The sequence below is a fragment of the Bacillus sp. MYb56 genome (genome assembly GCF_002976445.1).
Taxonomy (GTDB): Bacteria; Bacillota; Bacilli; order Bacillales; family Bacillaceae_G; genus Bacillus_A; species Bacillus_A mycoides.
On sequence record NZ_PCOH01000088.1, the window covers coordinates 1 to 6248 of the forward strand.

The following is a 6248-nucleotide window of genomic DNA, read 5'->3' on the forward strand; positions in this document are numbered from 1 at the left end:
TTTGGCAAGGATGTAGCAAAGCGAAAAGGGTGGAGATTTTCTGTAGCAAAGCGAAGGAAAATACGACCCGTTCCTTGCGGAACTTTTAGCCCTTTATATAGAGAGTGAGAAGGGACAAGCATACAAAAGTAGAAAAAAACCAGTAATACCAAGGGTTTCAAGTTTTTTCATAGTTATCGAATTCGATAACTTTAGTTATCGAATTCGATAACTATGAAAGTTACAAAAAAACCTGTATGAAATTCATACAGGTTACACTAATTTTATAGGTAAATTTTTCAATTCTTTTGGTTTTCTTATAAACATAGTTTGTAGTGTTTGATTAATATTGTCTCGATCTCCACAAAGAATCATATTAGGGTTTATGTACAGTGCATACATTCTAGCATTAATTCCATCTCTACCCGACTCAAAACGTCCAATTAGACCCTTTTCAATTAATTGTTTTATTAATCTACTAACTGTATTTTTACTAGAACCTATTTTTTCTGCTATTTCAGTTTGAGTCATAGGTAACTGCTCTTTTGCATTTATATCATGAACAATACAGTTAGATCGAAATCCTATAAAACCAATAATTTTGTTCAAAAACATAATTTCTTCGTTTTTCAAATAATTATTCTGAATAAGATATAACCAATTCTCTTGAATAATTTGAGCGAATTTAGCTTTATTCTTCACTTTTCGTTCTGGGACTAGCTTCATACCATGAGAATTAGCTTTTGCTTGAAGTTCATTTGCTAAATACATCTCTTCTTCTGACAAAATCTTCGAATCCTCGATATCTCTTAATCTTGCATTTTTTTCAGCTTGTTTTAAATTGATAGTATTTGTCATAACTTTTCTCCTCATTCCTAGTATTTACAACTAGTACGGAGACTTTTTTTATGCTATTATGTAATTAGAATTTTATAAGAATAAAAAAGCCTCTTATGTATAGTTGTAGCGTCGCAACTCAATTATATCATGATTGGCTTTTTTTGTTATAACTAATAGAAAAAGAGTCCTAAAACAATAGGGACTCTTTTTTTCTTATCATCGAGATAACGTCAGGAAAATGAATTTTTTAATTACAAATTCATAACAATAATTAAAAGTATAGAAAATTTTAAAAGAGAAAAGGGAAAGGGCAAGCTACGGGTTTACCATGGTAAACCTCAAAAACTTCGTTTTTGTCTTGCTAGGAAGTTTCCTAGTACCTTTACCATTTTTTATCTTCGAAGTTTCATTTCTTCGTCCTAAAACGGTTGTCGCTTCGCTCGATTTTCTATAATAAAAAACCAAGAGTAATCGCAAAGACTACTCTTGGTTTTTTGCTTTCTCTTCTTTTTCAATTTCGGATACTGATTTTTCAGGATCTTTTATAAGTTTTCCAAGTTCTCCAGAACGTCCAAAATCATCTTCAAAATTCTCTGTAGTACTAATACTAGCAATAAACCACAATTCCTTATCGTTATTTATATATCCTTCTATAGAAGGAACCCCCATAGGACTTATTTTATGTTCTATAAACGTAATCGATTTTACATCTTTAACATTATAATGAATATATTTTTCTACCCGGACTTCTTGTACTTTCCAAAACTTTTCCTCTTCTTCTTTTTGTTTTAAGTATTCCATAGTAAAATATCCTCCTGCTATGAGTATCACAGCAGATACAACCAAAATCATTACTTTCTTCATTGGAAATCCCCTTATATTCAAAGCTAGTTAACATATGCTCTTTCTAAAATAGGGTACAGAAACCAAGAGTAGTTGCAAGAACTACTCTTGGTTTTTTTCTTTCTCTTCTTTTTCGATTTCAGATACCGACTTTTCAGGATCTTTTATAAGTTTCCCTAATTCCCCAGAACGCGTGAAATTGTCTTCAAAGTTTTCAGTTGTACTTATACGAGCTATGAAATCTAATTCTTTATTATTATTTATATAGCCTTTTAATCTTGGGACTCCCATAGGACTTACACTCTTTTCTGTAAACGTAATAGATTTTACATCCTGAATATTATAACGAATATACTTTTCTACTCGTGCTTCTTGCACTTTCCAAAACTTTTCCTCTTCTTCTTTTTGTTTTAAGTATTCCATAGTAAAATATCCTCCTGCTATAATACAAATAATGGATAAAATAATTACCAATTTCTTTTTCATTTAAAATCCCCTTATATTTGAATATAGTTAAAATATACCATGAAATGAGTTGAGAAACATATGAATGAATTTAAAAGGAATACCATTGCAACAGATGAAGATTATTTCGAACTATCAGATCAAGTTTATGATGACGAAGTTTTAAAAAAAGGTAAAGAAATAAAAGGGGTAGATGGTAAGATATGGGTAGTTATAGAATCAATTGATGCAGATTGTCAAAAAGTAAAAAATGGATTAGAAGCTATTGCAGTAGTACCGAAAAAAGATTACAAAGAAAATGCAACACATTATGATGATATAATCCTAGCATTTCGTGGAACAGAGCCTACACAATTAGCAGATTTCGTAACAGATATTGATCAGATTACATTTGGAATTAAAATAAATTCTAAAGTAATTACTGCAAGTAACAGTCAAACTATAAAACCTGATTCTGAAACATCATTTGATACTGGATTAAAATGGGCAAAAAATGACATCGTAGCAAAATATACCCCTTCTTCTCTTCATACTACTGGACATAGTAAAGGTGGTGCAGAAGCGGGCCTTATTGCTGCAGAATTAGATTGTTATACAACTACATATGCTGCACCGAATCCCTATGGTTTACTAAGTCCTGAAGCAAAAAAACGAGTAAATGAAGGGAAAATGGAAAATAAAGGAACTGATTATACACATGAAAATGACAAGATTGGTAACCACACTCAATTCGGTGCACCTCTAATTGGTAAACAATACACATTGAGACAGAACGATACAAAAGAAGGATTTCTTACACGTTTAACTATGGAAGGACACGGCAGAGATACATTTAGGGGATCCTTTCATTCAAATGGAAGTCCCATATTAAAATTAGAACCTGAAGACATTATAAGACAAGCAAAAAAAATTCAAACACTCAGCAATCGATTATCAGAAATCGCAAAAAATATAGAAGAGTTTCAAAAAAAAGAAGCTGAAGCAGTTCAAAAGTTAAAAAATCAATTAAAACATGAAACAGGGCCAGGTGGAAGATTTCATTTATTAGAAGAACACGAAGTAGATGAAGCCATCTCACAAATTGCTAAAATTAGAAAAGGTGGAAATGACTATTTTCATGACGCAAACCTAGCAGAAGAATTAATCCATCTTTTAAAAAAAGAACAAAAGAGTTTAAGCCGATTCGGAGATGATATTAGTGATGCAGCAAATTCACTAAGAGATAAAGACAACCAATTAGCAGCAAATTTTCTAATTAAATAAGGGGATAATTATATGATGGATTTTATGGGAGAAATTAAAAAAATAGAAAAACAAATCGAAAATGCTGCAGGAACTGCAGGAGATTTAGCAAATCAGGTTGTTGATGAATTACAAGCTGCTAAAAAACAAATTGAAAAAGAAATGCAACGTATGATGTTAAAAACAGAGGTAGGGTTTAAATCAATAGATATTATAAAAGAAGATACATACGCTCTTCAAAAAAACATAGGAGTATTTCACGATTTACAAACAAGTACAAGAGATATAGCAGCAGAACTAGAAAAAAGTTTCGAAAGTAAAACTGGTAGTAAAATAAATGAAACATTAAAAAAATATGAAAAACAAATTAACAACAAAATTTTTAATGAGCATGTTCACTTGGCAAACAGTTGCGGAAAAAAATAAGAGAAGTATAAAAAAACTAAAAAAATGCTATTATTATATTAATTTATATACATTAAAAAAAGTCCTCTTATGTAGGACTTTTTTTACTTTTTTCGAATGTAAACTTTTACATATTAGTTTACATTCAAATCCCCTAAAATATTGACTTATCTCCAATTCTCCTGATATCCTCAATTTATAAGACAAAAGTATACATTCAAAACACTATAAATTAAGAGGTTATAAATCCATGAACAAAAAACCACATCTCATAGATGTCCAACCCATCCGTAGCAAAGATCAGATCGAAGATATGAAATGGGCTCTTAAACGTCATTGTTCCGAACGAGACTATATTCTATTTTTAATTGGCATTCATACTGGATTGCGTGTCAGTGATCTACTTCAACTTGAAACAAAAACCATAGTAAAACTAAAACGAAAAAAGAGAAAAGAATTCAAAATCAAAGAAGGAAAAACAAAGAAAGAACGCATGATTAATCTTACTTCTATTTTTGATGAAGTCTATTCGTATGCCCAAGCTCTAGAAAGTACCTGGTTATTCCCTTCCCGAAAAGGAGATTACCCCATTAGTAAGATTCAGGCTTATCGACAATTGCAAAAAGCCGGAGATTTTGCCGGTATCGAATCCATCGGGACTCATACCATGCGCAAAACCTTCGGCTATTGGTTCTATAAACAAACAAAAGATGTTGCTATGTTGCAAGAAATTCTAAATCATAGTACACCCCAAATCACACTAAAATACATTGGAATTAATAAAGAAGAAAAAGACAATGTACTTGATAATTTCTATATTTAAAATCTATCAAAAAAACGACATCTACATAGATGCCGTTTTTTCTGGTGCTTTTTTTGTAAATTGATATAAAGCAATTGCACCCAAAATAACAAGTATTCCTTCAGGAGCATCTAATAATACTGTTTTCCATGTTTCTGAAATTAATAATTCATTACCTGTAGAGGCTTTATAATATCCTTTTACACAACCAATAGTAAACTGAATTACAGATAAAGAGACAAATAGCCATAAACCAAATCGAATCATTTTTTTATCTTTAAACATATAGCACCCCTTAAATAGAAAATCATAATATTAAATAAAATATATATATTTTCCGTGTTTCTGTCAACAAATGGATAATATATATTTTATTTCAAATCAAAACTTATACAAAATTTATCCCCTATAATTTCTCTTATTAATTATATAATTCACCTTCCTAATTCTTAATTATCAAGAAGATAAATCACAATAAAAGGATCCGCAACAGATTATTGCATGCCTTTTTTATAACGCTACGATGCGTTCCTTACTATTTAACATTAGAATAATTAAAGTAATTAAAGGAGGTACATATATGGACATTGGAAAAAAAATAAAACATTTAAGATTAATAAATAACATGACACAAGAAGATGTAGCCAGCCAATTATTTATTTCAAGACAAGTCATATCTAAATGGGAACTAGGAAAAAGTCTTCCCGATCTAACCAATTTATTAGCCTTAAGCAATCTATTTAATGTTTCAATTGATTCTTTATTAAAGGAGGATTCAAATTTGCAAAATCAGATAATAAAACAAAGCAATTACAAAAGATATTTATTAATAGCTTCTCTCTACATATATTCTTTAATTACTATTGTTGTTATATTTTATTGTCTCATTGCCTTTTTACTTATACCAAAGGATATAAAAACATCAGATCTAAAGGTTATTAATTCCCACTTTTATCAAGAAAGCGATAAAAAAGAAATTCTATATATTTATAGTAAATTAACACCTTTCTTCTCCAATTATTCAGGAGATTATAGCATTGAAACAAAAGATCATGAATTAAACATTCATGCTAATCGAAATTCAATTCCTTTTAGAAATAAAGATGTTTTATTTTCAATTGAAAAAGATATACCTCATGGAATAGATTGGGAAGAAAAAGATGTTTACATTGTAGATGAAAACAATAAAAAAATACTTATATATAACCATAAAAATAAACAACTGTATTACCAACTAAAAAATTAAAAAGTAGGCGATCAAAATTAAAAACATTTATAAATATATTTTTATACTAACTACGCTTATTCTTAATATAATTAGTTCTCTACTCATTATGAATACTCCATTTGTACCAGGGAATATGGTGTTTGCTATTACATTTTTATTTTTCACCATGCTATTCCAATCAATTACAATGCTATTTATTATATATATGATTAAAAATGATACATCTAAAAAAATGAAAATAATATTATATGTTTTTTTAACACTAGATATATTAATCTTTTTATTCTTAATAAATATGACATATATAGCAGCAACAGCATTAAAATATTATTAACATCTTTATAGCAAGGGAATGCTTGTAGACTGATCTATACTGCATTCCCTTATTGTATGTATGCTATATTCTTATTCGCCTTTTTCTAACAGTAGAACCACGAATCTTGG

8 protein-coding genes are annotated in these 6248 nt (G+C 29.4%); 4 read left to right on the forward strand and 4 right to left on the reverse strand.

The genetic code is table 11. The annotated features are described in order from the left end of the window. Nucleotides 1-252: 252 nt before the first annotated feature. From CQ058_RS30650 to CQ058_RS30660, 3 genes are all read right to left on the reverse strand, one after another. The gene (locus tag CQ058_RS30650) at nucleotides 253-837 is read right to left on the reverse strand and encodes a helix-turn-helix domain-containing protein (RefSeq protein ID WP_002193740.1); all 585 of its coding nucleotides are present in this window, start codon (nucleotides 835-837) and stop codon (nucleotides 253-255) included. A 462-nt stretch (nucleotides 838-1299) separates the two neighbouring features. Then, nucleotides 1300-1683 (reverse strand): DUF1433 domain-containing protein, encoded by a 384-nt coding sequence (locus tag CQ058_RS30655; RefSeq protein WP_105590227.1) that lies wholly within the window; start codon nucleotides 1681-1683, stop codon nucleotides 1300-1302. An 81-nt stretch (nucleotides 1684-1764) separates the two neighbouring features. After that, the gene (locus CQ058_RS30660; protein WP_105588272.1) at nucleotides 1765-2148 is read right to left on the reverse strand and encodes a DUF1433 domain-containing protein; all 384 of its coding nucleotides are present in this window, start codon (nucleotides 2146-2148) and stop codon (nucleotides 1765-1767) included. 60 nt (nucleotides 2149-2208) lie between these two features. Here CQ058_RS30660 and CQ058_RS30665 point away from each other — a divergent pair, with 60 nt between their 5' ends. From CQ058_RS30665 to CQ058_RS30675, 3 genes are all read left to right on the forward strand, one after another. After that, nucleotides 2209-3390 (forward strand): alpha/beta hydrolase family protein, encoded by a 1182-nt coding sequence (locus CQ058_RS30665; RefSeq protein ID WP_105590228.1) that lies wholly within the window; start codon nucleotides 2209-2211, stop codon nucleotides 3388-3390. 12 nt (nucleotides 3391-3402) lie between these two features. Then, nucleotides 3403-3795: a hypothetical protein gene (locus CQ058_RS30670; protein WP_033728444.1), complete on the forward strand. Its 393-nt coding sequence runs from the start codon at nucleotides 3403-3405 to the stop codon at nucleotides 3793-3795. Between the two features lie 229 nt (nucleotides 3796-4024). Further along, entirely contained in the window at nucleotides 4025-4597 is a 573-nt protein-coding gene (locus tag CQ058_RS30675; RefSeq protein WP_105590229.1) for a tyrosine-type recombinase/integrase, read from the forward strand. Between the two features lie 21 nt (nucleotides 4598-4618). Here the strand turns inward: CQ058_RS30675 and CQ058_RS30680 are convergent, their stop codons facing one another. Then, on the reverse strand, nucleotides 4619-4861 hold the full coding sequence (locus tag CQ058_RS30680; RefSeq protein ID WP_016107356.1) for a DUF3937 family protein: 243 nt from the start codon (nucleotides 4859-4861) through the stop codon (nucleotides 4619-4621). A gap of 295 nt (nucleotides 4862-5156) precedes the next feature. On the opposite strand from CQ058_RS30680, the gene CQ058_RS30685 reads away from it, so the two are divergent. Further along, nucleotides 5157-5822, forward strand: coding sequence for a helix-turn-helix domain-containing protein (locus CQ058_RS30685; protein WP_105590230.1), 666 nt, complete (start codon nucleotides 5157-5159; stop codon nucleotides 5820-5822). Nucleotides 5823-6248: the final 426 nt, after the last annotated feature.

Bases quoted from the DNA above. Each gene is read 5' to 3' on its own strand.
- CQ058_RS30650 (WP_002193740.1), bottom strand. From the start codon at position 837: ATGACAAATACTATCAATTTAAAACAAGCTGAAAAAAATGCAAGATTA.
- CQ058_RS30655 (WP_105590227.1), bottom strand. From the start codon at position 1,683: ATGAAGAAAGTAATGATTTTGGTTGTATCTGCTGTGATACTCATAGCA.
- CQ058_RS30660 (WP_105588272.1), bottom strand. From the start codon at position 2,148: ATGAAAAAGAAATTGGTAATTATTTTATCCATTATTTGTATTATAGCA.
- CQ058_RS30665 (WP_105590228.1), top strand. From the start codon at position 2,209: ATGAATGAATTTAAAAGGAATACCATTGCAACAGATGAAGATTATTTC.
- CQ058_RS30670 (WP_033728444.1), top strand. From the start codon at position 3,403: ATGATGGATTTTATGGGAGAAATTAAAAAAATAGAAAAACAAATCGAA.
- CQ058_RS30675 (WP_105590229.1), top strand. From the start codon at position 4,025: ATGAACAAAAAACCACATCTCATAGATGTCCAACCCATCCGTAGCAAA.
- CQ058_RS30680 (WP_016107356.1), bottom strand. From the start codon at position 4,861: ATGTTTAAAGATAAAAAAATGATTCGATTTGGTTTATGGCTATTTGTC.
- CQ058_RS30685 (WP_105590230.1), top strand. From the start codon at position 5,157: ATGGACATTGGAAAAAAAATAAAACATTTAAGATTAATAAATAACATG.